Annotated in this window: 19 protein-coding genes, 3 tRNA genes and 3 pseudogenes; 16 read left to right on the forward strand and 9 right to left on the reverse strand. The window is 74.6% G+C overall.

Annotation, left to right across the window (positions count from 1 at the left end):
• Positions 1 to 189 precede the first annotated feature (189 nt).
• The 6 genes and pseudogenes from OG294_RS15225 to OG294_RS15250 all read left to right on the forward strand — a co-directional run bounded on the left by OG294_RS15225 (position 190) and on the right by OG294_RS15250 (position 8,262).
• The gene (locus tag OG294_RS15225; protein WP_327067046.1) at positions 190 to 1,074 is read left to right on the forward strand and encodes an HAD family hydrolase; all 885 of its coding nucleotides are present in this window, start codon (positions 190 to 192) and stop codon (positions 1,072 to 1,074) included.
• 1,654 nt (positions 1,075 to 2,728) lie between these two features.
• A pseudogene (locus OG294_RS15230) lies at positions 2,729 to 3,776 on the forward strand (helix-turn-helix domain-containing protein); the annotation flags it as partial.
• A 1,683-nt stretch (positions 3,777 to 5,459) separates the two neighbouring features.
• Complete coding sequence (gene orn / locus OG294_RS15235) at positions 5,460 to 6,062, forward strand: oligoribonuclease (RefSeq protein ID WP_327067047.1); 603 nt, start codon at positions 5,460 to 5,462, stop codon at positions 6,060 to 6,062.
• 160 nt (positions 6,063 to 6,222) lie between these two features.
• A tRNA-His gene (locus OG294_RS15240) sits at positions 6,223 to 6,298 on the forward strand.
• A 122-nt stretch (positions 6,299 to 6,420) separates the two neighbouring features.
• Entirely contained in the window at positions 6,421 to 6,867 is a 447-nt protein-coding gene (locus OG294_RS15245) for a DUF4442 domain-containing protein (protein WP_327067048.1), read from the forward strand.
• Positions 6,868 to 7,191: 324 nt separating this feature from the next.
• A complete protein-coding gene (locus OG294_RS15250; RefSeq protein WP_327067049.1) occupies positions 7,192 to 8,262 on the forward strand; it encodes a hypothetical protein in 1,071 nt (356 codons plus the stop codon).
• A gap of 66 nt (positions 8,263 to 8,328) precedes the next feature.
• On the opposite strand, the gene OG294_RS15255 is transcribed toward OG294_RS15250, so the two are convergent.
• Together OG294_RS15255 and OG294_RS15260 are read right to left on the reverse strand one after the other, a co-directional pair.
• Positions 8,329 to 9,231, reverse strand: coding sequence for a spermidine synthase (locus OG294_RS15255; RefSeq protein WP_327067050.1), 903 nt, complete (start codon positions 9,229 to 9,231; stop codon positions 8,329 to 8,331).
• Between the two features lie 106 nt (positions 9,232 to 9,337).
• Positions 9,338 to 9,739, reverse strand: coding sequence for a hypothetical protein (locus OG294_RS15260; RefSeq protein WP_327067051.1), 402 nt, complete (start codon positions 9,737 to 9,739; stop codon positions 9,338 to 9,340).
• 469 nt (positions 9,740 to 10,208) lie between these two features.
• Between OG294_RS15260 and OG294_RS15265 the strand changes: the two genes are divergently transcribed.
• Positions 10,209 to 11,651: a tetratricopeptide repeat protein gene (locus OG294_RS15265; RefSeq protein WP_327067052.1), complete on the forward strand. Its 1,443-nt coding sequence runs from the start codon at positions 10,209 to 10,211 to the stop codon at positions 11,649 to 11,651.
• Positions 11,652 to 11,671: 20 nt separating this feature from the next.
• On the opposite strand, the gene OG294_RS15270 is transcribed toward OG294_RS15265, so the two are convergent.
• On the reverse strand, positions 11,672 to 12,322 hold the full coding sequence (locus OG294_RS15270) for a histidine phosphatase family protein (RefSeq protein WP_327067053.1): 651 nt from the start codon (positions 12,320 to 12,322) through the stop codon (positions 11,672 to 11,674).
• Between the two features lie 169 nt (positions 12,323 to 12,491).
• Here OG294_RS15270 and OG294_RS15275 point away from each other — a divergent pair, with 169 nt between their 5' ends.
• The 6 genes from OG294_RS15275 (at position 12,492) to OG294_RS15300 (ending at position 18,390) form a co-directional block, all read left to right on the forward strand.
• Positions 12,492 to 13,787 carry a hypothetical protein gene (locus tag OG294_RS15275; RefSeq protein ID WP_327067054.1) on the forward strand — a complete coding sequence of 432 codons (1,296 nt, stop codon included), beginning with the start codon at positions 12,492 to 12,494 and terminating at the stop codon, positions 13,785 to 13,787.
• A complete protein-coding gene (locus OG294_RS15280; protein ID WP_327067055.1) occupies positions 13,784 to 15,445 on the forward strand; it encodes a hypothetical protein in 1,662 nt (553 codons plus the stop codon). Before OG294_RS15275 ends, OG294_RS15280 begins: the two co-directional genes overlap by 4 nt.
• The gene (locus tag OG294_RS15285; RefSeq protein WP_442789166.1) at positions 15,436 to 16,920 is read left to right on the forward strand and encodes an AAA family ATPase; all 1,485 of its coding nucleotides are present in this window, start codon (positions 15,436 to 15,438) and stop codon (positions 16,918 to 16,920) included. Before OG294_RS15280 ends, OG294_RS15285 begins: the two co-directional genes overlap by 10 nt.
• A gap of 184 nt (positions 16,921 to 17,104) precedes the next feature.
• On the forward strand, positions 17,105 to 17,452 hold the full coding sequence (locus tag OG294_RS15290; RefSeq protein ID WP_327067057.1) for a hypothetical protein: 348 nt from the start codon (positions 17,105 to 17,107) through the stop codon (positions 17,450 to 17,452).
• A 201-nt stretch (positions 17,453 to 17,653) separates the two neighbouring features.
• Positions 17,654 to 18,286: a bifunctional DNA primase/polymerase gene (locus OG294_RS15295; RefSeq protein ID WP_327067058.1), complete on the forward strand. Its 633-nt coding sequence runs from the start codon at positions 17,654 to 17,656 to the stop codon at positions 18,284 to 18,286.
• A 30-nt stretch (positions 18,287 to 18,316) separates the two neighbouring features.
• Positions 18,317 to 18,390, forward strand: a tRNA-Lys gene (locus OG294_RS15300).
• 180 nt (positions 18,391 to 18,570) lie between these two features.
• Here OG294_RS15300 and pgi read toward each other — a convergent pair.
• Together pgi and OG294_RS15310 are read right to left on the reverse strand one after the other, a co-directional pair.
• Positions 18,571 to 20,220, reverse strand: a complete 1,650-nt coding sequence (gene pgi / locus OG294_RS15305; protein WP_327067059.1) for a glucose-6-phosphate isomerase — start codon at positions 20,218 to 20,220, stop codon at positions 18,571 to 18,573.
• A 97-nt stretch (positions 20,221 to 20,317) separates the two neighbouring features.
• A complete protein-coding gene (locus OG294_RS15310; RefSeq protein WP_327067060.1) occupies positions 20,318 to 21,898 on the reverse strand; it encodes a Na+/H+ antiporter in 1,581 nt (526 codons plus the stop codon).
• A gap of 160 nt (positions 21,899 to 22,058) precedes the next feature.
• On the opposite strand from OG294_RS15310, the gene OG294_RS15315 reads away from it, so the two are divergent.
• Positions 22,059 to 22,132, forward strand: a tRNA-Lys gene (locus OG294_RS15315).
• A 91-nt stretch (positions 22,133 to 22,223) separates the two neighbouring features.
• On the opposite strand, the gene OG294_RS15320 is transcribed toward OG294_RS15315, so the two are convergent.
• Positions 22,224 to 22,868 (reverse strand): TetR family transcriptional regulator, encoded by a 645-nt coding sequence (locus OG294_RS15320; protein WP_327067061.1) that lies wholly within the window; start codon positions 22,866 to 22,868, stop codon positions 22,224 to 22,226.
• Positions 22,869 to 23,019: 151 nt separating this feature from the next.
• On the opposite strand from OG294_RS15320, the gene OG294_RS15325 reads away from it, so the two are divergent.
• Positions 23,020 to 23,469 (forward strand): hypothetical protein, encoded by a 450-nt coding sequence (locus tag OG294_RS15325; RefSeq protein WP_327067062.1) that lies wholly within the window; start codon positions 23,020 to 23,022, stop codon positions 23,467 to 23,469.
• Here the strand turns inward: OG294_RS15325 and OG294_RS41120 are convergent, their stop codons facing one another.
• From OG294_RS41120 to OG294_RS41130, 3 genes and pseudogenes are all read right to left on the reverse strand, one after another.
• Positions 23,470 to 23,646, reverse strand: a complete 177-nt coding sequence (locus OG294_RS41120; RefSeq protein WP_329587566.1) for an acyl-CoA carboxylase epsilon subunit — start codon at positions 23,644 to 23,646, stop codon at positions 23,470 to 23,472.
• Positions 23,623 to 23,744 (reverse strand): annotated as a pseudogene (locus OG294_RS41125) (carboxyl transferase domain-containing protein); the annotation flags it as partial. The gene OG294_RS41120 and the pseudogene OG294_RS41125, both read right to left, overlap by 24 nt.
• A gap of 52 nt (positions 23,745 to 23,796) precedes the next feature.
• Positions 23,797 to 23,940, reverse strand: a pseudogene (locus OG294_RS41130) (hypothetical protein); the annotation flags it as partial.
• On the opposite strand from OG294_RS41130, the gene rfbB reads away from it, so the two are divergent.
• Positions 23,896 to 24,882: a dTDP-glucose 4,6-dehydratase gene (rfbB, locus tag OG294_RS15340; protein ID WP_327067063.1), complete on the forward strand. Its 987-nt coding sequence runs from the start codon at positions 23,896 to 23,898 to the stop codon at positions 24,880 to 24,882. The pseudogene OG294_RS41130 and the gene rfbB overlap by 45 nt on opposite strands.
• Positions 24,883 to 24,930: the final 48 nt, after the last annotated feature.

A 24,930-nucleotide genomic window follows, 5' to 3' on the forward strand; every position in this document is an offset into this window, starting at 1 on the left:
GATCACGCCCCGCCCTCGCGTGGTTCCCAGGAGCTTGCCTGACGGAGTCTGCCGATGCAACAGGTCGACCACAGACCAGAGGCACGAACTTCGGGGACCCCTGGGGTTGATGAGATGAATGTGGCGCCTGAGGCCTCCACCAGGCAGGCACGCTTCCTCCTGGCAGTCCGCACTGGCAGCATGCACGCCATGCCGCTGTTACTGCTCGATCTGGACAACACCCTGCTCCCGCGCGACGCCGCCTTCCAGGCCTGGGCCGCAGGCTTTCTCGGAGAGTTCGGGCTCCCCCCCGGCGACGTGGGGTGGCTCACCGTCATGGACGGCGGCGGCTACGTCCCGCGGAGCACGGTGCTGGGTGCCACCCGGCGGCGTTACGGCCTCGACCTGTCCCTGGACAGCCTCCTCACCCACTACCGGAGGGGGATGAACTCCCACATCAGCTGCCCCGGCGACCACCTGCGGGCACTGCGCGCCGCCCGGGCGGCAGGCTGGACGATCGCCATCGTGAGCAACGGCGGGACCACCGCTCAGGTGGCGAAGATCCGCCGGACCGGGCTCGGTTCGCTGGTCGACGCCTGGGTGGTGTCGGAGGAGGCCGGCTGCGCCAAGCCGGACCCGCTGATCTTCGAGACGGCGGCGCAGCGCTGCGGCATCGACCTCGCGACCGACTGGACCGCCGACACCTGGGTGATCGGCGACCACGCTCCCGCGGACATCGCCGGGGCCGCCGCGGCGGGCCTGCGGAGCGTCTGGCTGCACCACGGCCGCCCGTGGTCCGAGCAGGCCTACCGGCCCACGCACAGCGCCGCGACGCTGCCGGAGGCCGTCGCCCTGGTCCTGGCCGAGGGAGCGGCCGTACCGGCGGCAGCAGCGGCCGCACCGAACGACGCACAGAGGAAGAGGAAGGGGAAGGGGAGCGCCCAGGCAGCGGGCGCCGCTCGGCAGGCCGAGAAGGCCGGACAGTGGGCCGAAGGGGCCGAGGAGGTCGGCGGGCCCGCCCCGGTGCCGCTCGAGCGGCTGGCCGGGCGCGACAGCCCGGCGGCCGCCGCGGCGATCGCCGTCACCGTCGGCTGACCCGCGGCAGCCGTTCGACTGTGGACGGAGAAAAACGAGCGCCGCGGGCCGCGGGCGACGTTCGAGTGCGGAAGCGCGCACAGCGATGGGCGGCTCTCCGGAGCGCGGCAGGACGCCCTCGGAATGAGCGTCAGGGTAATCGTCCGCGTGGGGGCAGCGACTCTCTGCGACGGAGGAGGGCGAAGGGGATGGATAGGGAGGAGGGACGACGTCGAGTGGTTATTCGTATTACTGTCAGTTCGGCTACAGAGATCATGGCGCGCATGATTGATCCATCGGGAAATAGTGATCCGATATCCGGAGTCGCCCACGGCGTCCGGCGGGAATTCCACCGGAATCGCCGCCCGCGGGCCACCGGCCGCCGAAGGCACCAGCCGCCGGCCCGCTCGGCTGCACCATCCCGGCGCCGACGGCCGGCCTGTCGGCAACCCCACCGATCGCTCGGCCGAACGCCCCGCCGCCGGCCCCGCGACCCCGGAGGCGCGTGGCCTGTTCGAGCCGGCTCCGGCGGCCCCCGGACGCGCCGGATCATCGGTGAAGCGGCGCTCCGACCGGCGGCGATCGCCCGACCGACCGGGCCCGGCAGCAGAACGGGGCGCTCGTCACCGGTCCGCAAGGCGCACGCGGACACTGCACGCCCCAACTCCGCAACGCCTGTTTTCAGTCAATTTTGGGCCGAGCGACTGAGGTTGGAGATACCTCCAGCCGACGACGCCTCAGGAGGTCAACGATCCGCTCCTCGCAGGGATCCGCCGTACCGCAACCAGCCACCCGCGTGCCCGCCCCCTTCCCAGAGGGGTCGACGGGTGCCACGCTTCGTGATCGAATGCATCACGCCAAATTGCCATGTCGACATAGCGTCGGATGGTGAACTTGTCACAACGGCGACGGTGCACCCACTAGATTCGATCTTGTTGAGCAGTGCCGCATCACCACACCACACCACCGAGGGGGCTTGGGCGCCTTGAACAGGGTGAGCAGGAGCGAGACAGGTCCTGACAGCGGCCAGTCCCCGGCCGGCCATGTTGGCCACGCACCGAGAGGTGCGGCCCCGCTCGCCCCGTCGGCTTCGCTCACCCCGCCGGCGGTCGCGCCCCGCTCCCCGTCCTCGCCCCGTCTCCCCCTCGTCTCCGGCGGCAGTGGGGCCGAGCGGAACCGGACGGCTCGTCAGGAGCCCTCCGGTCGTCAGCAGTCCTTCGGCGAGGCCTTCCCCGGCCGACCGGAGGCGCTGCTCTTCGCCGTCCAGCAGGCGGCGGCCACGGCCAGGACGACGAGCGCGGGTGCGGTGGCCGGGATCGGCCTGGGACGCGGTGTGGCATCAGGTCCGATCGGTGGCTCGAACGAAGGCGGCGTCCTGGGCGGACACCCTGTCAGCTCCGGCCTCGGCGGCGCTTCCGCGCTCGGCGGCGGCCTCGGTGGACCGCTGGGGCCGACCGGCCACGGCGGGTTGGGCAATCCGGCCCCGGGCGGCCCGAACGGGCTGGGCGGCAGTGGGCTCGGCGGCTTGGGGGGCAGTGCTTTGGGGGGCAGTGGCTTGGGGGGCAGTGGCTTGGGGGGCAGTGGCTTGGGGGCCGGCGGGTTGAGCGGGAACGGCTTGGGGGGCAACGGACTTGGTGGCGGAGCGCTGAGCGGCAGCGGCGCGAGCGGCGGTGCGCTGGGCGGAACGCCCGGCCTCGGCACGGCCGGCGGCTCCGGTGCACCCGCCGTCAGCGTCGCACCGCGCAAGCTCGCCGGGCGGCGACGGCGTGAGACCGTCGCCGTGCTGATCTTCAGCGGGGCACCGATCTTCGAGAGCTCCATCCCGCTCTCGGTCTTCGGCGTCGACCGCCAGGACGCGGGTGTGCCGCGCTACCGGCTGCTGGTCTGCGCGGGCGAGGACGGACCGCTGACCACCACGGGTGGGGTGACCCTGACCGCCCCGTTCGGCCTGGAGGCACTGGCCAGGGCCGGCACCATCGTGGTGCCCGCATGGCGCTCGATCTCGCAGCCGCCGCCGGTGGAGGCGATCGCCGCCCTGCGCAAGGCCCATCACGAGGGCGCGCGGATCATCGGACTCTGCACCGGCGCCTTCGTCCTGGCCGCCGCCGGGCTCCTGGACGGACGGCCCGCGACCACCCACTGGATGTACGCGCCGACGCTCGCCAAGCGGTACCCGCGGGTGCACGTCGATCCGCGCGAACTCTTCGTCGACGACGGCGACGTGCTGACCTCGGCGGGCACCGCGGCCGGCATCGACCTGTGCCTGCACGTGGTCCGCAGCGATCACGGCGCCGAGGCCGCCAACGCCCTGGCCCGCCGCCTGGTGGTGCCCAACCGGCGCAGCGGGGGCGGTCAGGCCCAGTACATCGATCAGTCATTACCGGAAGAGATCGGCAACGACCCGCTCGCCGAGGTGGTGACCTGGGCGCTGGAGAACCTCAACCAGCAGTTCGACGTCGAGGTGCTGGCGGCACGCGCGTACATGAGCCGGCGGACCTTCGACCGGCGGTTCCGCACGCTCACCGGCAGCGCGCCGCTGCAGTGGCTGATCACCCAGCGGGTGTTGCAGGCACAGCGGCTGCTGGAGACCTCCGAGCTCTCGGTCGACGACGTCGCCCGGCGCTGCGGGTTCCGCTCGCCGGTCGCGCTGCGCGGGCACTTCCGCCGCCAGCTCGGCGTCTCACCGGCCGCCTACCGGACCAGCTACCGGGCTCGCCGCCCGGGGCCCGGCCCGGTGGTCGGCGTGCCCGCACAGGGCGGGTCGGCCGAGCGCGGCGGTGACCGCGCTGCCGAGCGGTCGACGGGAACCACCGGCGGACCGGGAGCCCCGGCCGTCGGTGCGGGTTTCGGCGGCGGTACCGGCGTGGGCGGCGCCACGGGCGTCGGGGTCTCCGGCGCTGTCGGTGTCGCCGGCACTCCCGGCGGGACGGCGGCACCGGCCGGGGGCTTCACGGCTGTCGGCGGCGCGGCGGCGTCCGGCGGTGCCCTGGGCGGCAGCGTCGGCGGCGGCGTCGGCGGTGCGGGCGGCGGATCCGCGGGACCAGGGGCCGCGGCCCCCGGGACGCCCGGCAGTCCGGTCGGCGCCACCGGCCCGCTCGCCGCGGGCGGCGCCGGTGCGGCCGGGAAGGGTGCTGGGAAGAGCGCGGGGAAGGGCTACGGCGGACTGCCGCCCGGCCACGGAGCGGCCGACAGCGGCGCGGTCCAGGGCCCGGCGGGAACCGGCGCTCCCCGGGGCACCGGTCGGCCGGGCGTGAACGGGTCGGCCGCGACCGGGCGGGGACTGCCGCCCGGCGCGCTGCCGCCTCCGGGCAAGAACCGGATACGGCCGCTGGTTCCGCCGCAGCCCGGTCCGGCCACCCGACGTGGTCCGGCCGGTCCGCCGCGACCGGTCGAGCACGCGGTGGCGGAGGACGGCCACTCGCAGCCGAGCGCTCGGGGCACCGGCGGCGGGCATCGCACCGAGCGCCCGGCAGTGGACCGCTCGGCGGCTGACCGGTCGGCAGTGGACCGGTCGAAGGTGGACCGCTCGGCCACGGACCGGCTCGCAGCCGAGCGGGCTGCGGCTGAGCGGGCTGCGGCAGAGCGGGCTGCGGCAGAGCGGAGCGGCCGGGCCGTGCCCGGTGGTCGGGCGGCCGGGGTGACCGGCGCGTCCGGCGGTCCAGGGCCGGCCGACGGTGGCACTCGGCCGACAGCTGGTCGCGGCACGGCCGATCACGCGGACCGCCCCAGGCTGTCGGGCAGTCAGCGGCCCGCCGCTCGGGGCGCCGGGTACGGCCTGCCGAACCCGGCGGCCCGTCCTGGCGGCGCGTTCACCGGGGAGACCGCTCCGGGTGGGTCGGAGCAGCGCCGGGCCCAGCCGTCGGCGGGCACGCCGTCCCGACGGGACCTCACCGATGCCATGGAGGCCATGGACGCCATGGACGCGGTGGACACCGGGGCCGACAGCGCGGCCGAGTAGGGCCTGTCCGACGGTTCACGTCGGATCGGTGGACGGCTCCGCCGGGGCACCTCCCGACCGAAGGGTCAGGGAGGTGCCCCGGCGGATACCTGAGGGCGGAGAGCCGAGGGCTGAGAGCAGGATGCCCGGCCTCACCCGCCCGGCGGCTGCACGCGAGAAGGCCCGGTCGGCCGCCGGGCGAGCCCCCGGGACGGGAAGGCGTTCGGTGCTCGGCCCGGAGGGGGCCGGGCACGACGTCCCGTCGGCCTCTGCCAGGGCGCCCGGGCGGGGGGCCGGTTGAGCAGGTGTCCGAGCCGGGGAGCCGCTCGGTGACCCGGCCCGCGGATTCCGGGCTCGGCCCCGCGCCGGGATCTGCGCCGGCCGGCCCGGCGGGTGCGGCAACGGGAACGGCAACGATGGCGGTACTGGTGCTGCCCGCGCGGTGGGCTTGCACCGTAGGGTGAGTCATGTGAACGACCGTTTGGTATGGATCGACTGTGAAATGACCGGCCTCGACCTCGAGCGCGATGCGCTGATCGAGGTGGCCGCGCTGGTCACCGACTCCGAGCTCAACATCCTCGGCGAGGGCGTGGACGTCGTGATCCGCCCGCCGCAGGAGGCGCTCGTGACCATGCCGGAGGTGGTACGCGAGATGCACACCTCCTCCGGCCTGCTCGACGAGCTCGCGGACGGGGTGACGCTGGCCGAGGCCGAGCAGATGGTGCTCGACTACGTCCGCCAGCACGCCCCGGAGGCCGGGCGGACCCCGCTGTGCGGCAACTCCGTGGCCACCGACCGCGGGTTCCTCTCCCGGGACATGCCGGCCCTGGAGGGGCACCTGCACTACCGGATCGTGGACGTCTCCTCGATCAAGGAGCTGGCCCGCCGCTGGTACCCGAAGGCGTACTACAACAGCCCCCCGAAGGGCGGCAGTCACCGGGCGCTGGCGGACATCCGGGAGAGCATCGCCGAACTGCGGTACTACCGCGAGGCGGTGTTCGTCCCGCAGCCCGGCCCGGACGGTGACGCGGCCCGCGAGATCGCGGCCAAGTATCAGCAGCCGTCGGACTGAACCCCGGCGTCCGCCCGTCCCGGCGCCGGCGTTGTGGCCCAGGTCACCTCCGGCGCCGGCCACCGCCGCCCACCTGGGCGGGCACGGAAACCCTGGCGCGAGCACCCTCTCGGATCCTGTAGAGTTCTTCCTGTCAGCGCGGGAACGCGCAAGACAGATGGTGGGTGTAGCTCAGTTGGTAGAGCACCTGGTTGTGGTCCAGGTGGCCGCGGGTTCGAGTCCCGTCACTCACCCCATCAGTTGAGGGCCTGATCTCCAGTCGGAGATCAGGCCCTCAGTCGTTTTCCGGACGGCCGGGCGGAGAGCAGTCGCAGGACCCCCCTGCCGCGACAGGCTACCGGCAAGTAACATAGCGCCCATGACGACACCCACGATCGGCCAGCTGCTCGCCTCCACCGTCCCGATGGCCCGGACGCTGAACCTGGAGTACCTGGAGACGACCCCCGAGCGGGCGGTGCTGCGCCTGCCGGACCAGCCGGACTTCCACAACCACGTGGGCGGCCCGCACGCCGGTGCGATGTTCACGCTGGGCGAGTCGGCCAGCGGGTGCATCGTGCTGGCGGCCTTCGGCGACCAGCTCTCGCGGGCCGTGCCGCTCGCGGTCAGCGCGCAGATCGCCTACAAGAAGCTGGCGAAGGGCGAGGTGACCGCGACCGCGACGCTGGGGCGCCCGATCGCGGAGATCATCGCGGAGCTGGACGCGGGTCAGCGCCCGGAGTTCCCGGTCACGGTGGAGATCACCCGCGCGGACGGCGCGGTGACCGGCGAGATGAGCGTGCTCTGGACGCTGCGGCCCAACTCCTGAGCCGCACAGGGCACTCGGGCACCGCGGGGCCGACCCGCGGGCGCCCCGCGCCGACCGCCCGCGGCGGCGCGCGCCCCCTCCCGCCGACTTGACGCCGGATCGGCTGGAAATCGACCTCGTTGGCGCGTTCGGCCGTCCATGGCGTCAGCCTTCCGCGTGACCTTCCGGCGGGTGGGGTCGTTCTCCCCTCACGTGCGAGCCAATCATCCGTTCCCCGCGCCCGAGCCGTCGTCTGCCTCGCGGTCGGCGGCGGTCCTGCCAGCACAGCGCGGGTTACGGAGCAGCCGGCGCTCGCCCGCCCGTGTCCTGGCGGCCGGTGGTGCGGTGCTGGCACAGGTCTGGGGTCTGGGGCTGGGATTCGGCGCCGGGCACGCCGCGGCCGTCGGCCCGCCGGCCGGACCGGTCCGGGCGGTCGAGCCCGCTCGCGCCGCGGCACCGGCCCAGGTGTTCAGGACGACCACGACCCGCGCGCGCGACACCGCCGCCTCGCCCGCCCGGCGCACGACGCACGGACCGGCGGCGAACGACCCGGCCACGGGCAGCGCGCCGGGCGGCGGCTCGGGAACCCCGCCGGCCGGGCTCACCGACGGGTCGACGCCGATCCGGGCCCCCGGCGCGGCGGATGCGGTCGAGCCGAACGGATCGGGCGTGCTCGGCTCGACCGGACTCGGCGAGGCCGCCGGCACAGCGACCGGCACGGCCGTCGGCGCGACCGGCGGGACCGGGGACGTCAACCAGCTGCTGCACAGCCGGATCCGGGCCGGCGACCTGCCGTTGCCCGGGCAGGCGACGAAGGCGGTGCCCGACGCGTTCGCGATCGCGGGCGTCCTGCTCCCGTCCGTGCCGCCGCAGGGCCGCTCGCCGCAGGACGCGCGCTCGGGCGCGGGGGACGGGCAGTCCGCCGCGCAGACCGGCGTGACCGGGCGGGGCGGCGCGCTCCCCCGCCTGCCGCTGCCGCGCGGTGGACTGCCGCCCACCGGAACGACGACCCAGGGCCAGGGGGGCCTGGCGGATGACTGGAGCACCGCCGCGCAGGCCCGGAGCGCGGGCGCCGCGGGCGGCTCCACCGGCGCCCGCGCGGGGAGCCCGACGGCCGACGGACTGTCCGGGCTCGCGGCCTCCGCGCACACGGTGGAGCTCACCGCCTCACGGGACGGCGGACGTTCGGCCTCCGTCGGCGGACCGAACACGACCGGCGGGGGCGCCGGAACCGGGGCAGCGGGCCGCGGCGGCTCGCGCACGCCGGGCGGCACCGCGGCCGAAGGTGGCACCACGTCCGCCGAGCCGCTCGCGGCGACCGGCTCACAGGACGCGGTACTGATGCCGATCGCGGCCGGGCTGCTGCTGACGGGGGCCGCGATGTACAAGCACCGCGGACTGCCGCGCGGCCACTGACGCGCCGACCAGCGACACACCGGCCGCTCGCCCCGGGCTGCTGAGACTCCCCGGCCGCCGGACGGCTCAGCGCCCCACGTGCTTGAAGGTGTCCGGCGGCGGCGCGGGCGACGGGGCCGCCGAGGCGTCCGTGGCCACCGGGGCGCCGCCGGTGAAGGCGGCGAGCTCGCGGCCGTGCTCCAGTCGGGCGAGGGCGGCGTCCCCGGCCGTGCGGCGGCTCAACTCCGCGATCGGCAGCGGGGCGTGGGAGGCGGCCAGGATCAGGTTGCCGAACCGCTTGCCGCGCAGCACCGCGGGGTCGGCGATCAGCGCCACCTCGGGGAAGACCGCGAGGAGGGTGGCGACCTGGCAGCGGGCGAAGGCCAGCGCGCCGCCGTCGGCGATGTTGACGGCGTAGCAGCCGCCGGGCGCGAGCGCGCGGGCGGCGAGGGTGGCGAACTCCACCGTGGTGCAGTGGGCGGGCACCCGGGCACCGGCGAAGACGTCGGCGATCACCAGGTCGGCGCCGGCCTCGGGGGCGCGTTCCAGCACGGCGCGGGCGTCACCGCCGCGGACCTTGATCTGCCAGCCGGGCGGGGTGGGGAGTTCGGCCCGGATCCACTCGGTGAGCGCGGTGTCCAGCTCCGCGACCTGCTGCCGCGAGCGCGGGCGGGTGGCGGCGGTGTAGCGGGCCAGGGTCAGTGCGCCACCTCCCAGGTGCAGCACCCGGATCGGCTTGCCGGGGGCGGCGGCGAGGTCGATGAGGTGGCCGAGCCTGCGCTGGTACTCGAAGGCGAGCCGGGTCGGGTCGGCGAGGTCGACGTGCGACTGCGGGGCGCCGTCGAGCAGCAGTGACCAGGCCTGCGGGTGGTCGCGGTCGGGGAGGAGCTCGGCCAGGCCGAACTCGGTGCGGTGCGAACGAGGGCCGGTGGCGGCGGGCTCCTCGGGGGTGGTCGAACGCCTGCGGGGGGCTCGTTGCTCTCGTCCCATGGAACGAAGTATCCCCCGGCTGCCGGGTGAACGCGCAGGTGGGAGCCGACGCGACGGCTCGGGGGCCGGACTGCGGGGAGAGCGGACCCGGACGGGGGGACCGGGCTCAGAACGGACCGAGGCCGCTCGCGGTGAGGGTGCGGGCGGCCTCGCAGAGTGCCGAGCGCAGCACCCAGGGGTCGGTGGTGGCCACGGCGGACTCGGCACCGGCGGGCGGCACCAGCCAGCGCGGGTCGGTGGCGGCCAGCGGCATGGCGCCGGGCAGACAGCAGGTGCCGGGCAGGTGCCAGCGCTCGGCGGTGCCGGCCGGCACCAGGAAGCTGACGCTGGCGCCGCCGGCTCCCTGGGCGACCGAACCGCAGGCCCGGCGCAGTCTGAGGATGTCGAGCGTCTCCAGGCCGAGCCGCAGCGGCACGATGACCGTGTCACAGCGCTGCCCGCCCTCCCGCCGGCGTGGCAACTCCCCGGTGAGGAACGTACGGAACTGCGGCATCCCGGTGACCATCATGTGGGCCCTCCTGGTTCGGTTCGCTCCTCGCCGCTCACGTCCGCTTTCCCCCACGTTCGACCGCCCGCCGTCGAACTCCCCCTCGTACAGGACAGACTGAGGGACTGTCAGTGAGAGAAGTGAACTGATGGTATGAATGGCTACTGAAGCTGAACGATGGATGGGTGGTGCGTCGGGAGACCGTCCCCACCGGCCGCCCGATATCAACACAACGGAACCGAGCCCGGATTAGCCACGGGGCTTCCTACAGCAAGCCATGGCATTTCATGGCAGAACCCTTGAGATATGTCGGATTTGCCACTGAATAGTGGTTATTTTCCCGGAAACCCATCGTGATCACCTGATGACAGCCGGTACTGTCGAGCTGTGCCTCACCGGGCCGCTTCGGTCCATCGAGGCTCAGCCGCCCGCCCTGTTACCGGACGGGCGCCGACCGTACGGCTAGCACCGTCTCGCCCCGGAGCGCACCATGGCCCCCACAATCGCCGCGCCCGCACCTGTGACCGGTCCCGCGACCACGACCACGACCACCCACGCGCCGACGCCCAACACCGCGATGCGCGAGCTGCGCGGCGACCTCTCCCCCGCCGAGTTCGCCACCGCGATCCGCCGCGCCGCGCGGGAGATCGGCGAGCACGTGTCGTGCGACGCCCGGTACATCGGCCGGGTCGAGGCCGGCGCGATCCGCTGTCCCAACTACGCGTACGAGCGGGTGTTCCGCCATATGTGGCCGGACCGTTCGCTGCAGGACCTCGGCTTCTCCCCCAGGACGGCCGTCCGCGGTCGCCCGGCCGGCGGGGTCGTGCCGGCCCGGCCGGCCGCCCTGCGGCTCTCCCCGCACCATCCCGACGAGGAGAACGACGACGTGCGTCGCCGTACGTTCCTGAGTGGCGGTCCGACCGCCCTGGCCACCGTGCTCGGCCTCGATGCGCCGGCCCGCGCGGCCGCCGCCGCACCCGCCGCGCTGCCGCTGCCCGGCCTGCCGCCGCTGCCGCCGCTGCCCGCACCGCGCAAGGTCGGCGGAGCCGACGTCCAGATCGTCGAAGAGGCCGTCCGGGAGATCCGGTTGGCCGATGACGTGCGTGGCGGCGACACCCTGTTCGAGCGGGCCGGGCAGTCGCTGCGGCAGGCGTACGTGCTGCTCAACGAGGGCGACTACACCCTCGCCACCGAGCGGCGGTTGCAGTCGACGGCCGGCGAACTGGCCATCTCGGTGGGCTGGTTGGCGCACGACTCACAACGGCTGGCCGATGCCCGCTCGTTCTACGCCGAGGCGCTGGCCACCGCGCGGATGGCGAACGACTCGGCGCTGGAGGCCCATGTCTTCTGCAACAGCGCCTTCCTGGCCCGGGACGCGGGGCGCCCGCGCGAGGCGCTGCGGGCCGCCCAGGCCGGCCAGAGCGCCGCCCGCCACCTGGACTCCGAGCGCCTGCTCTCGCTGCTGGTGATGCGCGAGGCGGGCGGCTGGGCGCTGCTGCGCGACCGGAGTGCCTGCGAGCGGGCGCTGGCCCGGGCGTACACGCTCTTCGAACGCGGCGAGAGCGAGTCCGACCCGGAGTGGATGTCCTTCTACGGCGAGGCCGAGATCGCCGGCCTGGAGGCGCAGTGCTGGTCGGCACTGGGCGAGTGGGACCTGGCCAGCGAGCGGGCCGGGCTGGCGATAGCGCTCCAGGAGCCGCACTTCGTGCGCAACCGGGCCCTGTACACCGCCGAGTTGGCCCATGACCGGCTCGGCCGCGGCGACCTGGCCGGCGCCGCCGGGCACGGCAGCGCGGCGGTCGCCCTGCTTGGCGACGTCCGCTCGGCGCGGATCCGCGGCATGCTCGCGGACACGGCCGAGCGGCTGCGCCCCTTCCGGGGGGTGCGCGAGGTCGGGGTGTTCCTGGCCGGCTTCGACCGCGCTGCGGCCTGATCCGGCGGCCCGGCCCGACCTCAGGCGGTCGGCGTGTCCAGGTGGCTGTGGTCGTTCCAGATCTCGACGGCGGGCAGGCCGTACTCCCAGGAGAGCACCGAGAGCGCCGCCGTGCCGAGCTTGAGCCGCTGGCCGAACTCCGGTGCCTGGCCCAGCCAGCGGGCGGCCAGGACCCGCAGCAGGTGGCCGTGGGCGAAGACGATCACGTCGCGGTCGGCGGCGTGCATCGTGGTGGTCTCGGGGTGCGGGGTGCCGTGGTCCTCCTCGATCCCGGCGAGGAAGGCGTCGGCCCGGGCGCCGACCTCCGCCAGCTTCTCGCCCTGCGGCACGCCGTCGCGCCAGATCAGCCAGCCGGGGTGGTCGTGCTCGCGGATCTCGGCACCGGTGCGGCCCTCGTAGGCGCCGTAGTCCCACTCGAGCAGCTCGGGCCGGTCCACCGCGCGGTCGCCGAAGCCGGCCAGCTCGCAGGTCTCCCGGGCGCGGGAGAGCGGGCTGGTGTAGACGTCGGCCTCCGGCAGGCCGGACCACGGCGCGCGGTGCAGCCGGGCACCGACGGCACGGGCCATCTGCCGGCCCTCCTCGGTCAGCGGGATGTCGGTCCGACCGGTGTGCTGGCCGCTCGCCGACCAGGCGGTCTCACCGTGGCGGACAAGGATCAGTCGAGCGGGCATCGCGGACTCCTGAGGACTAGGTGCGGTGAAGCGGTCGGTGCACTGCCATGATTCCCTACCCGTCGGTTACCGATCGGTACACCCCTGCCGGGGCGGCCCCGGGCACTGCGCGAGGTCCGGCGGGGTGCTGCCCGGGTTGTCGGTGCCGGGTGCGAGACTGGCGAGCACCATGAACGTCTCGCTCACCGATCACGGTCCGCGGCTCTCGGTCCTGCGCGGCGCCGCCGGGCAGCGCGGCCTGGACGCCCGGGCGCTGGCCGCGCTGGCGGCCAATCCCGGCTGCCGGCGCCGGGCCCTGCTGGACGCCGCCGGGGTGGACAAGGGCGCCGTGGCGGGCCGGCTCGGCCGGCCCGCTCCCTTCGGCCGCTCACCCTTCGCGATCGCCCGCGGCACGGTCTTCGAGGCCCGGCTGAAGGCCGACGGCTGTGCGGCGCTGCTGGAGCCGCTGCGCCGGCACCTCGGCCTGCCGGCCGACGACGGCACCCGGCTGGACACCCCGGACCTGCTGCCCCGTTCCGGTCCGGCGGTGCGGGCGGCGCGCACCGCCGAGGCACTGGCCGCGGCGGTCGCCGCCTCGCTGGCGGACCCGGGGTGCTGGACGCTGCTCGACCACCCGCTGCTTCGGCTCACCGTGGCCGGCGCACCCGCCTACCTGGAGCCGGACGCGGTCCTGGTGCACGGCGGGCGGTGCACCGTGGTCGAGATCAAGTCCTTCCCGGTGCTGGACGGTTCGGCCGACCCCGCGAAGGTCGGCGCGGCCACCCGGCAGGCCGCGGTCTACGTCCTGGCGCTGCTGGCGGCGGCCGGGCACGACGAGCGGCACCGGCCCGCCTTCCCCGAGCCGCCGGCCCCGGCCCTGCCCGGTGCCCCGGAGCCCGTGGTGCTGCTGGTCTGCCCCAAGGACTTCGGACAGACGCCGGTGGCCGCCGCGATCGACGTCCGGCGCGAGGTGGCCACCACCCGGCGCCAGCTGGCCCGGATGACCCGGATCGAGGAGTTGCTGGACACCCTGCCGCCCGGGACCACCTTCGACCTCGCGCCGGACGACGCGGGCCGGCCGACCCGGCCGGTGGCCGAACTGGCGACGGCGGTGGACTCCGTGCCGGCCGCCTACGGTCCGGAGTGCCTGTCGGCCTGCGAGTTGGGGTTCCACTGCCGGGCGCAGGCGCGGGCGGCGGGCGCGGTCGAGCAACTGGGGCGCGGGGTGCGGGCCGACCTCGGCGACCTGCGCACGGTGGACGGCGTGCTGGCGGCGGCCTGCCCGGGGGCGGCGGCAGCGCGTCGGGAGAGCGCGGGCGGCGACGGAGGCGGTGCGGTGGGCGGCGACGGTGACGAGGCGGCCGAGCGGCTGCGGTACGCCGCCGCGTTGCGCGCCGAGGCGCTGGGCGGGCCCGCGCTGGTCACCGATGGATGGCCGGTGGCGGTCGAGCCGGTAGCGGTCGGGCCGGCGGCGGCGTCCGGGTGAGCCTGCTGAGCACGCTCGCCCGGCTGGAGGCGATCCGCAGCGGGCACGCCGAGCCGCTGGCCACCGTGCGGCACCGGCACCTCTCGGACTCACCGATGGTGCTGATCCCGCTCGCCACCGCGGCGGAGGACGGCGCGCCGCTGGCCGTGCTGCTCGGCACCGACCGCGCCGAGCCGCGGCTGCACTTCGTGCCGCAGCCGCTCAACCGGGACGGTCGCGCGGAGTTCCTGGCCGCCCTGGCCGACGAGTTGCTGCCCTACCTGGAGTCCTACGCCGGAACCGTCGAGCTGATCGAGGGCTCCGAGAAGGACCCCGCCACCGGCGAGAAGACCCCGGTCACCCGCGAGCTGTGCGCCGACGCGCCGCAGCTGATCGTGCCCAACGCCGGCTCGGTGCGGCACCTGGCGCTGCTCGGGCGGGCCACCCGGTTCCGCCGCACGGCGGAGGAGCCCGATCCGGGCCCCTACCCCGCACCGGCCCGGGTGCCGCTGCTGGGCCGCTGGCTCACCCACCTCACCGAGCGCGCCCAGGTGCCCGGGGCCAGCCTGCTGCTGCCGATGACCGGGCTGCTGGCCCGGCACTGGGCGACCGGCCAGAGCCTGCTGGAGGACCAGCAGCTGGCCGCCCAGCTGGCCTGGCACAGCCCGCCGCCCGGGACCACCGGCGCGGAGCAGGCCGAGCTGGCCGAGACCGCCCGGGACGGGCGCGGCCAGCTGCTGCACCCGCCGGCCGGACCGGCCACCGACCCGCGCTTCGACGAGAAGCTGCTGGCCCCGGCGATCACCCGCCATGACGCGGCGCTGGCCGCGCTGCGCCAGGCCCGCGGCCGTCAGGCTGCGGCCGGAGCCGCGGCCGAGGACGTAGCAGGGGACGTAGCGGGGGGAACGGTCCTGGGCGGCGAGGGGGCGCGGGTGCGGGAGGCCGAGGCTGCGGTGCGGGAGAGCGTCGCTGAGCTGCGCCGACTGCTGCTCGGGGTGCTGCTGCCCACCTGGGAGGACGTCTGGCGCGGGCTCGACCTGCTGCGCGGGCTGCCGCCGGGCGGGCACGTCGGTGAGCGCTGGGAGGGGGACCGCTGGTCCTACACCGGTCACCGGGACCGCCTGGCGGCCGGTGAGCCGCCCCAGCCGCGGGTGGACGACGCGGTGACGGCGGCCCGCAAGCTCGCCCAGCGCGAGCGCGAGCAGGTCCGGGTCGAGGTGCAGGAGGCGCTGGACGATCCACTGGCGATGGCCGAACGGCGGCTCTCGGGCGAGGCGTTCAGCGCGGTGGTGGTCGAGGTGGTGCCGGAGTACGACACCAGCGGTCGCTCCCCCAAGCCGCGTCCGCTGCTGGTGCTGCGCACCGCCGACCAGCCGCACGCCGATCCGGGCCGGGAGGTGCACCGCGCCTCGGCACCCACCGCGCAGAAGGCCGAGGTGGTGGCGTTCGACCCGGCGGCGGGGCTGGTCACGCTGCGGGTGCTGACCGGGATGGGGCGCCGCAAGGAGCCCGAGCCCGGCAGTCTGCCCGAGCCCGGTCAGACCGTGGTGTTCACCCTCTTCGAGCTGACCCCGCGCCAGTCCGCCCCGCTGCCCGAGCCGGCCGACACTCCGTGGACACACGGCGGTCCGCCGTCGGCCGCCCGGAGTTCGACTTCCGGAGTGGAGGAATGGGCATGAGCAGCACTGTGAGCCTTCTGACGCCCGGCCCCGCCGACCCGACCGCCGCCACCGGTGCGACCGCCGCTGCCGACCCGTCCGCGGCGGCCGACGCCGCCGTCGCGGCGATCCTGGCGGCCACCGTCCGACCCGCCCCCGGCGCACCGCGCGGCGTGGTGGTCGACTCACCCCCCGGCGCCGGCAAGTCGACACTCGTGGTCAAGGCGGCCCGGGAGCTGGTCGCGGCCGGTGAGCGGCTGATGATCGTGGCCCAGACGAACAGTCAGGTCGACGACCTGGTCGACCGGCTGGCCGCCAAGGGCCCCGAGCTGACGGTGGGCCGCCTGCACAGCGGGGACGCCCACCCGGCGGCCGAGGCGCTGCGGCACCCGAACGTGACGGCGAGCAGCAAGCCGGGCGACCTGCTGGAGCTGGACGTGGTGGTCTCCACCGCCGCCAAGTGGCAGTGGGTCAAGGACGTCGAGCCCTGGCGGCACGCGATCGTGGACGAGGCGTACCAGATGCGCTCGGACGCGCTGCTGGCCGTCGCCCGGCTCTTCGAGCGGGCGCTGTTCGTCGGCGACCCCGGGCAGCTCGACCCGTTCACGGTGGTCGGCACCGAGCAGTGGACGGGGCTCTCCTACGACCCCTCCAGCAGCGCGGTGGTCACCCTGCTCGCACACAACCCGGCCATCGTGCCGCACCGGCTGCCGGTCTCCTGGCGGCTGCCGGCCTCGGCGGCGCCGCTGATCTCGCAGGCGTTCTACCCGTACACGCCGTTCCGTTCGGGAACCGGGCCCGGTGACCGGCTGCTGGTCCCGCGCGAGCGGGCCGACGGCGGCCCGGTGGACGCGGCGATCGACGAGGCCGTCGAACACGGCTGGGCGCTGCTCGAACTGCCCGCCCGGCGCACCGTGCGCACCGATCCGCAGGCGGTGGCGGCGGTCGCGGCCACCGTGCGCCGGCTGCTGGACCGGGGCCTCACGGCCAGCTCGGAGCAGGGCCGGACCACGCTGACCCCCGGGCGGATCGCGGTCGGCACCGCGCACCGCGACCAGGCGGCAGCCGTGCGGGCCGCGCTCACCGGGCTCGGCGTCCCGGTGGACCCGGTGGTCGGCCCGGCCGTGACCGTGGACACCGCCAACCGGTTGCAGGGGCGCGAGTACGACGTGACGGTGGTGCTGCACCCGCTCTCCGGCCGCCCGGACGCCACCGCCTTCCACCTGGAGACCGGCCGGCTCTGCGTGCTGGCCTCGCGCCACCGGCACGCCTGCATCGTGGTGGCCAGGGCCGGGATCCCCGAGCTGCTGGACGAGCATCCGGCCACCGAGCCGGTGCAACTGGGCAGCGCGCTGCGCGTCCCGCCCGGCTGGGACGAGCAGATCGGCAGCCGGATGATCCCGCTGCTGGAGCGGGTCGGGGCCCACTTCCCCGATGGCTGGGAGGCCAACTACCAGGTGCTCCAGCACCTGGGCGAGCACCGGGTGCGACTGTAGGACCGGTCGGACCGGTACGAACGGGCCGGTCACGCGCCCCCCGGCGCGGTATCCGCGGGAGCGCCCGTCTTGGCACCGTTCCGTCCGGGGTGGGGCACGAGCGACAATGGACGACGGCCGAACGGACGACGGCCACTCGCCGACCGGCGATGCTGCCGGTCCCCGTCATCAAAGGTGCCCTCGCATGCCCGATCGCCAAGACCCGCCGCGCCGCCTGCGGCCGGCTCCGCTGCTCTTCGAGCCCGATGCCCTGGTCGCCGAACCGGAGCGGTTCTTCCAGTTGGAGAGCATCGAGGACCCGGCGGAACTGCTGCGCCGGTCGACCGAGTTGGCGCTCGCATTCCGGGCGGCGGCCGAGCGGGCCACTGACTTCCAGGCCATCGCCGCCGCCCAGCTGGCCGATCCGCGCCGGTTCGACGCCCTGACGCCCGCCGAGGTGGCGGCCCGGGCGGACTGGACGGCGGACTACGCGGCCCGGATGGTCGAGTACGGCCGCGGTCTGCTGCGCCCGCGTCGGCCCGACGAGGACTGAGCACCGCCGGGAGCCCCGCGCGGCCCGCACGCACCGGCCTGAGCACGGGCCTGAGCACCGGGTCGGACACCGGCTCGGGCAGCGGCCCCCACCGGGCCGCTGGCATATGCGGGAGGGAAGCCTACGCCGACCGCCCCGGCCCTGTCCGGCGAATCCGGCTTTCGTTGCGGCCCCGGCGCGAGTCGGCGCACCCTGCTGCGCGTGGATATCTGGACGGAGCAATCAGAGCGGTCCGTGGCGCACCTCACCCCGGCAGGCGAGGCCTGGCTGGCCTCGGCCAGCCAGTACCCGCGCAGCCTGCGGGCGCTGTGGGAGGCCCGGCCCTGGGCGCCGACCGTGCTGCCCTGCGGCCGGGCCTTCGACGTGATCAGCCTGCCGGCGCTGTTCGGCCGCCGGGTGCTGGACGAACTGTGGTCCTCGGGGCCGGGCTGTGGACCGGTGGCCGAGCACCGGGGGCGCACCCTGCTGTTCGTCCAGCCCGGTGCCGCCCCCCGGCTGCGCACGCTGCTCGCCTGGGAGGAGTGGGCCCGGGACGTTCCGCCGCTGCTCTGCCACGGGCTCGGGGACGCGGTCACCGTGCCGCCGGTGCGGCGGGCGGCGGAGCCGTCGGTCGCACCGGCGGCGGCGGGGCGCTGGATCGTCGCCCCGGACGCCCGGGAGCCCTGGCTGCCGAGCGCCGGCGTGCTGCTCTGGGCCTGCGTGCGGGCGGCCCGGGGTGCCGCGGGGCAGGCCTCCGGCCGGGCCGCCGATCCGGCGACCGGGCCGGCCGCCGATCCGGCCGGTGCAGCGGCGGACGGCGCCCCCCTGGCGGTATTCGATTTTGGCTCCGCCTGAGGCCGCTGCTAGAGTCTTCTCTGTCAGCACGCGCCGCTAGCTCAGTTGGTTAGAGCAGCTGACTCTTAATCAGCGGGTCCGGGGTTCGAGTCCCTGGCGGCGCACAGACGGTCGAAGGCCTCTCGCGAGAGCGAGGGGCCTTCGGCGTTTCCTGGGCCTGTTTCCCGGCCTGTTTCCCGGAGCCGTTTCCCGCGTTTCCCGTTGCTGCCTCCCGGTGGCAACCGGGTGGCCGAAGGGCCCCCGGACGGCTGTCCGGGGGCCCTTCGCCTGGTTCCGAGCCGTGCTCAGCGCCCGCGCAGCGTGCGGTACTTGGCGACCAGGGTCGCGCTGGAGCTGTCCAGGTGGTCGCCGCCCTCACCGGTCAGCAGCACCGGCTCGATCTTCTTGGCGAGCACCTTGCCGAGCTCCACGCCCCACTGGTCGAAGGAGTCGATGTTCCAGATCGCACCCTGGACGAAGACCTTGTGCTCGTAGAGCGCGATCAGCTGGCCGAGCACCGAGGGGGTCAGCTCCTCGGCGAGGAAGACCGTGGTCGGGTGGTTGCCGCGGAAGGTGCGGTGCGCGACCTGGAACTCGGCCACGCCCTCGGCGCGGACCTCCTCGGCGGTCTTGCCGAAGGCGAAGGCCTGCGCCTGGGCGAAGAAGTTGGCCATCAGCAGGTCGTGCTGGGCGACCAGGCCGGGGGTCAGGTCGGCGACCGGCTTGGCGAAGCCGATCAGGTCGGCCGGGATCACCTTGGTGCCCTGGTGCAGCAGCTGGTAGTAGGCGTGCTGGCCGTTGGTGCCGGGGGTGCCCCAGACGACCGGGCCGGTGGTCCAGCCGACCGGGTTGCCGTCGCGCTGCACCGACTTGCCGTTGGACTCCATGTCCAGCTGCTGCAGGTAGGCGGTGAACTTGGAGAGGTAGTGCGAGTACGGCAGCACCGCGTGCGACTGGGCGTCGAAGAACTGGCCGTACCAGATGCCGAGCAGGCCGAGCAGCAGCGGGACGTTCTCGGCCGCCGGGGCGGTGCGGAAGTGGTCGTCGACCAGGCGGAAGCCGTCCAGCATCTCCTGGAAGCGCTCCGGGCCGATCGCGATCATCAGCGACAGGCCGATCGCCGAGTCGTAGGAGTAGCGGCCACCGACCCAGTCCCAGAACTCGAACATGTTCTCGACGTCGATGCCGAAGTCGGCCACGCCCTGGCCGTTGGTGGACAGTGCCACGAAGTGCTTGGCCACCGCCTCCTGGCCGGCGCCCAGCTGCCCCAGCAGCCAGTCCCGGGCCGAGGTGGCGTTGGTGATCGTCTCGATCGTGGTGAAGGTCTTGGAGGCGACGATGAAGAGCGTCTCGGCGGCGTCCAGATCGCGCACCGCCTCGTGCAGGTCGGCGCCGTCGACGTTGGAGACGAAGCGGACGGTGAGGTCGCGCTGGGTGTAGGAGCGCAGCACCTCGTAGGCCATCGCGGGGCCGAGGTCGGAGCCGCCGATGCCGATGTTGACGACGTTCTTGATCCGCTTGCCGGTGTGGCCGGTCCAGGCGCCGCTGCGCACCCGGTCCGAGAAGGCGGCCATCTTGTCCAGGACGGCGTGCACCTCGGGCACCACGTTGACGCCGTCCACCTCGACCACGGCGCCGCGCGGGGCGCGCAGCGCGGTGTGCAGCACGGCGCGGTCCTCGGTGACGTTGATCTTCTCGCCGCGGAACATCGCGTCCCGCAGGCCCGCCACGTCCATCGCCTCGGCCAGCTCGCGCAGCAGCTCCAGGGTCCGGTCGGTCACCAGGTGCTTGGAGTAGTCCAGGTACAGGTCGCCGACCTGCAGGGTGTAGCGGCTGCCGCGCTCGGGGTCGGCGGCGAACAGCTCACGCAGGTGCAGCTCGCCGATCTCCTCCCGGTGCTTCCCGAGGGCGGCCCACTGCGGGGTACGGTCCAGGGGGGTTCGGCCGTCGGCCATCGGTTTCTCCTCGGTCTCTGCGCCGCATGTCGTCAGTCGGGGACAGCCTACGGAACAGTCAGGGCTGCTCACGCCACCCGCACCTGACGCAGTGCCGTCATTTCCGGTCCGAGCGCAGGTCCAGACCGCGCAGCACCTGGTCGACCAGCTCCGGGTCCGCGCCCGGCTCGCCGCGGGCGAGCAGCACCTCGCGGCGCGAGGCGGCCAGCAACTCCTGCTCCACCTCGCGCAGTTTGCGCAGCCGCGAGACCCGCTGCCGGGCCTCGGCCGCCTCGTCCTCCTCGTACTGCTCCGGGCAGAGCCGCTTCAGCCGGTCGTGCTGGCGTTCCCGGAGCTTCTCCACGAGTTCGATCGGCAGTTGGTCCGCCTCCTCCAGTTCGGCCAGCCGCGCCAGCGCCGCGTGGGCCGCCCGGCCCCACAGCCGCCGCTGCTCCTGCTCGCGCAGGTCGAGGTGCGGGTCGATGCCGAGCCGCCGGACCAGCCAGGGCAGCGAGAGCCCCTGCACCAGCAGGGTGAAGAGCACCACGCTGAACGCCGTGAAGACGATCCGGCCGCGCCCGGGGAAGTCGTGGCCGCCGTGCGTGGTGAACGGGATGGCCAGCGCGAGCGCCACGGTGGCCACCCCGCGCATGCCCGACCACCAGAGCACCACGGTCTCGCGCCAGCTGATCGGGGTGTCCTCCTCGCCGCGGCTGAGCCGTCGGGAGAGCCAGGCGGCCGGCAGCAGCCAGATCAGGCGGACCAGCACCACCACGGCGATCACCAGCGCCGCGTCACCGAGCATCGAGTGCCAGCCGGCTCCGGCGTCCTTGAGCACGGTGGCCAGTTCCAGGCCGATCAGGCCGAAGGCGACACCGGTGATCAGGGTCTCCACGATGTCCCAGAAGGCGCCGCCCACCAGCCGGTAGGAGACGTCGGCGGCGTCCGCCGCCCGGTCGGCCAGGTAGAGACCGACCACCACGACGGCCAGCACGCCCGAGCCCTCGATCTCCTCGGCCAGGGTGTAGGCGGCGAACGGCACCAGCAGGTTGAGCGCCACCTGCTGGGTGGGGTCGTCGAGCAGCGAGCCGATCTTCGTGGCCAGCCAGCCGACCACGCCGCCGACCAGCACGGCCACCACCGCCGACAGCACGAAGCGCAGCAGCGCGTGCGGCACCGAGAAGTCGCCGTCCACCACCGCCTCGACGGCCAGCGCGTAGACCACGATCGCGGTCACGTCGTTGAACAGCCCCTCGCTCTCCAGGACCGACACCAGCCGCCGGGGCAGGCCGACGCTGCCGGCCACCGCCACCGCGGCCACCGGGTCGGGCGGCGAGACCAGGGCGCCCAGCGCCACCGCGGCGGCCACCGGCAGCGCGGGCGCCAGTTGGTGGAAGGCCGCGGCGACCGCGGTGGTGGTGACCACCACCAGGGCGACGGCCAGCAGCAGGATCGAGCGCAGATTGGCCCGGAAGTAGGCGAGCGAGGCGCGCCGGGCCACCGCGAAGATCAGCGGCGGCAGCACCAGCGGCAGAATCAGGTCGGGGTCGACCGCGACGTTGGGGATCTGCGGGACCAGCGCCATCACCAGGCCGAGCACCGTCATCAGCACCGGCTGCGGAACGCCGGTGCGGCGGCCCAGCGGCATGGTGACCACGGAGGCGAGCAGCACCAGGAAGAGCAGGGACAGCTGGGCCACGCGCGGATCCTCTCCTATCGGACAGGGAGAGTGTAGATATGACAAACCGACGCGACCTGCCCCGCCGCGCCGACGGGGGGCCGGCGCCCGGGGCCGCCCGGGGCCGGTGGCCGATTCGGAGAATCGGCTGCTGACCAGGTAATGTTCTCTTCGTCAGCAGGCGCCGCTAGCTCAGTTGGTTAGAGCAGCTGACTCTTAATCAGCGGGTCCGGGGTTCGAGTCCCTGGCGGCGCACCTGTCGGTACTCAAGGCCTCTCTCGCTTCGGCGAGGGGGGCCTTGAGTCGTTTCCGGCGCCCGGGCGCCCGGCATTCAAGCGCCCGCCGCTCAGGCGCCCGGCACGATCCCGACGCCGCCGATGCCCTCGGCCAGCATCCCGTAGGCCAGGCCGGCGTCCGCCACCGCGGCCGGGTAGGCCTCGGCCGCACTGCACCCCGCCGCGATCCGCTCGAAGTTCCGCCGGCCCAGCTCGTTGCGCACCGCCAGCAGGTGGAGTGCGGCCAGTCGTGCGCCGAGCGGGTCCGCGAAGACCGTCGCCAACTCCTCGGCGAGCAGCTCGACATCGCCGGCGAGGTAGTGCAGGAGCCGGCTCTGCAGGCTCGCCGTGCCGTAGAGCAGCCGCTGGAAGGCCACCACGTCCGGATGATCGCTCAACCCGGTGGCCGGATCGTGCTCGCGCAGCCGGTCCAGGAAGTGCTCGTGCAGCGCCTGCACCGGGGTCTGCCCGGCCGGCCGGGCCCGCACCACCCGCGCCGCCTCGCCCTGGTGGTCGGCGAACCGGTCCAGGAGCAGGTCCTCCTTGCTGGGGAAGTACCGGAACAGGGTCGGCTTCGACACCTGCGCGGCCGCCGCCACGTCCACCACCGACACCTCGTCGAAGCCGCGCTCCAGGAAGAGCCGCAGGGCGGTGGCGGCGAGGTGCTCGCGGGTGCGCTGTTTCTTCTGCTCACGCAGGCCTGGCACGGGTTCCATGCGAGCACCCTAGCAGGCGCTGCGATACCGGGTCACATTTGTGACTCGGTGACGTTTTCCCGGAGCGCCGGCACCAGGGCACCCCGCCGACCCGGCGGAGCCGCCGGGGCTATTCTGGGCGGCGGCACGGCCCTGACCGAAGGGCACGAGAATGCGCGTCGGAATCACCGGGTACCAAGGGCTCTCCGACCTGACCGAGTTGCTGGTGCGCGGCGAGCTGTGGCGCCTGGTGACCGCTTACGGACCGTACGAACTGGTCGGCGTCACCGCGCTGCGCCCCGGCCCCGAGACCTGGTTCGCCGGGGCGGTGCGCGAGCACGGCGGCAAGGTGGAGATCATCCTGCCGGCCGGCGCCGGGCCGCTGCCGGACACCCGGCTCGCCCGCGAGGCGACCGCCGTGCACCGGCTGGCGCCGGTCGCGGCCGGCGGACTCGGGGACGACCTCGGCCGGGCCCTGGTCGGCATGGTGGACGAGCTGATCGCGGTCTGGGACGGCACCCCCGGCGGCGAGCCCGCCGAGATCGCGGGGCTGACCCGCCGGGCCGGGCTCTGGGTGCACGAGGTGTGGCCGACCGGCAGCGAGCGGCCCGGCCAGGGCTGATCAGGCCGCCTGCAGCCAGCTCACCGGGGAGCGGTAGGCCAGGTGCGGGGCCGGCCGGAGCATCGGCCGCGCGGGCGGCGCCGCGGCGGCGGCGTTCGCAGCGGCGCGGGTGAGCAGGACGGCGGTGAGGGCGGCGAGCTCCTCGTCGGACTGGTCGGCGTGCTTGGTGCGGAGCATGGCCAGGGCGTGGGCGAGGACGGCGCGGGTCTCGGCGGGGTCGATGACGTCGTCCACCAGGCCGCGTTCGACGCGTAGTACGGGTGCATCAGCTCGCTGCCCGAGCATCACGGAGATCTGCGGGATCATCCCGGAGGCGCGGATGTTGCGCTGGAAGATGCCGCCGTAGCCGGCCGGCGCCGTGGCACCCTCCCCGGTCCGGGCCCCGGCGCGGGCAGCCCCGGATACTGACCGGATGGAGAACGCGGCATGAGGGTCCTGGTCACCGGCGGGGCCGGTTTCATCGGTTCGCACTACGTGCGCACCCTGCTGGCGGGTGGCTACCCGGGCACCCCGGACGCCCGGGTCACCGTGCTGGACAAGCTGACCTACGCGGGCAACCGGGACAACCTGCCCCACGGGGAGCGGCGGCTGGACTTCGTGCCGGGCGACGTCAACGACCTCGACCTGCTGCTCCAGCTGCTGCCCGGCCATGACGCGGTGGTGCACTTCGCGGCCGAGTCGCACGTGGACCGCTCGCTGGAGTCGGCCGCGGAGTTCGTGCGCACCAACGTCGGCGGCACCCAGAACGTCCTGGAGGCCGCCCTGCGAACCGGCGTCGGGCGGGTAGTGCACGTTTCCACCGACGAGGTGTACGGCTCGATCGACCAGGGCTCCTGGACCGAGGACTCGCCGCTGCTGCCCAACTCCCCCTACGCCGCCTCCAAGGCCGGCTCGGACCTGATCGCCCGCTCCTTCTGGCGCACCCACGGGATCGACCTGTCGATCACCCGCTGTTCCAACAACTACGGGCCCTACCAGCACCCGGAGAAGCTGATCCCGCTCTTCGTCACCAACCTGCTGGCGGGCGAGCAGGTCCCGCTCTACGGCGAGGGCCGCAACGTGCGCGAGTGGCTGCACGTGGACGACCACTGCCGGGCGATCCAGCTCGTCCTGACCCACGGCCGCGCCGGCGAGGTCTACAACGTGGGCAGCGGAACCGAGTTGACCAACCTCCAGGTCACCGAGCAGCTGCTGGAGCTGCTCGGCGCCGACCAGGGCGCGATCCGGCGGGTGGCCGACCGCAAGGGCCACGACCTGCGCTACTCGCTGGATGCGACGAAGATCCGCGAGCAGCTGGGCTGGGCACCGCGGATCGACTTCGCCGAGGGCCTGGCGCAGACCGCGGCCTGGTACCGGGAGAACCGGGCCTGGTGGCAGGCGGCCCTGCAGCGCGCTCGCCGGAGCGCCACCTGACCGGCCGCCCGTCCGCTTCCGGTTGCCGCGCCCCCGGCACCGCCGAAC

Source organism: Kitasatospora sp. NBC_01302 (genome assembly GCF_035976515.1).
GTDB lineage: Bacteria > Actinomycetota > Actinomycetes > Streptomycetales > Streptomycetaceae > Kitasatospora.

Excerpts from the sequence above, each read along its gene's own strand:
- OG294_RS15225 (WP_327067046.1), top strand. The coding sequence starts at position 190 with ATGCCGCTGTTACTGCTCGATCTGGACAACACCCTGCTCCCGCGCGAC.
- OG294_RS15245 (WP_327067048.1), top strand. The coding sequence starts at position 6,421 with ATGACGACACCCACGATCGGCCAGCTGCTCGCCTCCACCGTCCCGATG.
- OG294_RS15255 (WP_327067050.1), bottom strand. The coding sequence starts at position 9,231 with ATGGGACGAGAGCAACGAGCCCCCCGCAGGCGTTCGACCACCCCCGAG.
- OG294_RS15260 (WP_327067051.1), bottom strand. The coding sequence starts at position 9,739 with ATGATGGTCACCGGGATGCCGCAGTTCCGTACGTTCCTCACCGGGGAG.
- OG294_RS15265 (WP_327067052.1), top strand. The coding sequence starts at position 10,209 with ATGGCCCCCACAATCGCCGCGCCCGCACCTGTGACCGGTCCCGCGACC.
- OG294_RS15270 (WP_327067053.1), bottom strand. The coding sequence starts at position 12,322 with ATGCCCGCTCGACTGATCCTTGTCCGCCACGGTGAGACCGCCTGGTCG.
- OG294_RS15275 (WP_327067054.1), top strand. The coding sequence starts at position 12,492 with ATGAACGTCTCGCTCACCGATCACGGTCCGCGGCTCTCGGTCCTGCGC.
- OG294_RS15285 (WP_442789166.1), top strand. The coding sequence starts at position 15,436 with ATGGGCATGAGCAGCACTGTGAGCCTTCTGACGCCCGGCCCCGCCGAC.
- OG294_RS15290 (WP_327067057.1), top strand. The coding sequence starts at position 17,105 with ATGCCCGATCGCCAAGACCCGCCGCGCCGCCTGCGGCCGGCTCCGCTG.
- pgi (WP_327067059.1), bottom strand. The coding sequence starts at position 20,220 with ATGGCCGACGGCCGAACCCCCCTGGACCGTACCCCGCAGTGGGCCGCC.
- OG294_RS15320 (WP_327067061.1), bottom strand. The coding sequence starts at position 22,868 with ATGGAACCCGTGCCAGGCCTGCGTGAGCAGAAGAAACAGCGCACCCGC.
- OG294_RS15325 (WP_327067062.1), top strand. The coding sequence starts at position 23,020 with ATGCGCGTCGGAATCACCGGGTACCAAGGGCTCTCCGACCTGACCGAG.
- OG294_RS41120 (WP_329587566.1), bottom strand. The coding sequence starts at position 23,646 with ATGCTCCGCACCAAGCACGCCGACCAGTCCGACGAGGAGCTCGCCGCC.
- rfbB (WP_327067063.1), top strand. The coding sequence starts at position 23,896 with ATGAGGGTCCTGGTCACCGGCGGGGCCGGTTTCATCGGTTCGCACTAC.